The 2,151-nt window shown below is 72.6% G+C and carries 2 protein-coding genes; one reads left to right on the forward strand and one right to left on the reverse strand.

Annotated features, from left to right (window positions below):
* Window positions 1-575, reverse strand: a 575-nt coding sequence (locus tag AOK18_RS29685; RefSeq protein WP_420865659.1) for an aromatic acid exporter family protein, incomplete at its 3' end; no start/stop codon positions are given.
* 232 nt (window positions 576-807) lie between these two features.
* On the opposite strand from AOK18_RS29685, the gene AOK18_RS29690 reads away from it, so the two are divergent.
* Complete coding sequence (locus tag AOK18_RS29690) at window positions 808-2,058, forward strand: YihY/virulence factor BrkB family protein (protein WP_338119151.1); 1,251 nt, start codon at window positions 808-810, stop codon at window positions 2,056-2,058.
* The last annotated feature ends 93 nt before the right edge of the window (window positions 2,059-2,151 follow it).

Raw genomic sequence — 2,151 nt, forward strand, 5'->3', positions numbered from 1 at the left:
CGGGTCGCGTCCTCCAGCGCGGCGCGGGCGTCCCGCAGGTAGACCGGGGGCCGGATCAGCACGTTGACCGCCACTCCGACCGCCGCGCCGAAGACCGCCTCCAGGACGCGGGCGGCCGACCCGGCGACGGTGACCTCGCCCCCGGTCAGCACGAAGAGCGCGCCGGTGGCCGCGTAGACGCCCTGACTCCCCAGGCGCTGCCACTGCCCGAGGAGCAGCGCCACCGGAAGCACCAGGGCCATCGCGGCCATCGTGCTGTTCAGCAGCAGCGCCACCGCCGTCGCCAGTGCCGTGCCCACCCCGATCGCCGCGAGCTGCTGCAGCCCGTGCGCGACCGACCGGTACACCGTCGACTCCACCAGCACCACCGCGACCCACGGCGCCACGAACGCCATCGGCGCCTCGAGCCACCAGCCCATCACCGCCCACGCCACCCAGGCGGCCAGCGCTCCCTTGCCCGCCTGCACCGCCAGGTCCCGTTCACGTCCCGGACCCTCCCAGGCCCGCCGCACCGTCGCGACGGCCGTCCCCGCCCAGCGCCGGGCGGCCCGGTTCGTCCTGTGCATCCACTCCATGGGACAGCAAGTGCCACATCGGGGACGAGATGCACCTGCGGTTCCCGGAATCGGAGCCGGCCGGTGCGGACCGGCCGCGACACCACCGGCGCGGAAGGCCGGGGGCAGTGGCAGGCCGGGGACGCGGGAAAACGCGGGAGGGGCGCCGGAGCGGAGCCCGGGAGGGCCGTCGGGAGCCGCCTCCGTGCATGAGTGGCGGTGAGCCGGATACCCGCAGGGAATGGCGCGGACAGTGGGATGGCACAGGAAGCACGGCGGGCAGACCTCTGCCGAGAGCCGCGAGGACGAAGGCCGCCGGGCCGAGGACCTCCGGACCGGGGACCATCGGGCCGGGGACCTCCGGACCGGAACGGACCGGGCCGGGGAAGACCGGACCGGGACGGGGCGGGACCCCGGCTCCGAACGGGATCTCGACTCCGGACGGGACCGGGACTCCGAACGGGACCAGGAGACCGGACGGGACCGGGACACCGGACGGGACCGGGACACCGGACGGGATCTCGACGCCGGGCCCGACGAGCAGGTGGAGGAGCGGGCCCCGGACAGCCCCACCGACCTTCCCAAACGTTCCTGGGCAGCGGTGCTGAAAGGCACCGTGAAGGAGTTCCAGAAGGACGAGCTGACCGACCGGGCCGCGGCACTGACCTACTACTCGATCCTGGCGCTGTTCCCCGCCCTGCTGGCGCTGGTGTCGCTGCTGGGCGTCGTCGGGCAGTCGGCCACGCAGTCGATCCTGGACAACATCCAGCAGCTCGCCCCCGGCCAGGCCCGGGAAGTGCTGAGTTCCGCGGTGCGGCAGATGCAGGGCCAGAGCGGCATCGGTTCGCTCGTGGCGATCCTGGGTCTGGTGCTGGCGGTGTGGTCGGCGTCGGGCTACGTCGCCGCGTTCATCCGCAGCGCCAACGCGGTCTACGACATGCCCGAGGGCCGCCCGGTGTGGAAGGTGCTCCCGGTGCGGGTCGGCGTGACCGTGCTGCTGATGGTGATGGCCGTGATCAGCTCGCTGATCGTGGTCTTCACCGGTGGCCTGGCCCAGCGGGCCGGCGACGCGCTCGGGGTCGGCGAGGAGGCGCTGACCGTCTGGTCGATCGCGAAGTGGCCGGTGCTGGTCCTCCTGGTCACGATCATGATCGCGGTCCTGTACTGGGCCACCCCGAACGCGAAGGTCCGCGGCTTCCGCTGGATCACGCTGGGCAGCTTCCTCGCCCTGGTCATCTGGATGATCGCCTCGGCGGGCTTCGCGCTGTACGTGGCGAACTTCGGTTCGTACAACAAGACCTACGGCACCTTCGCCGGTGTGATCATCTTCCTGATCTGGCTGTGGATCACCAACCTGGCCATCCTGCTCGGCCTGGAGTTCGACGCGGAGCTGGCCCGCCAGCGCGCCGTCGCCGGGGGCCACCCGCCCCACGAGGAGCCCTACGTGGAGCCGCGCGACACCAAGAAGTGGGACGACGAGGACCGCCGCCGCCTCGATATCTGACGGCCCGTCCCTCCTGAGGAGCACCGGCCCGAGAGGCACCGGTCCGAGAGACCTCGGCCGCCCGGGGAGGAGACCCGGGCGGCCGAGGTCTCT

The sequence above is a fragment of the Streptomyces prasinopilosus genome, from assembly GCF_001419695.1.
Lineage (GTDB): Bacteria > Actinomycetota > Actinomycetes > Streptomycetales > Streptomycetaceae > Streptomyces > Streptomyces prasinopilosus.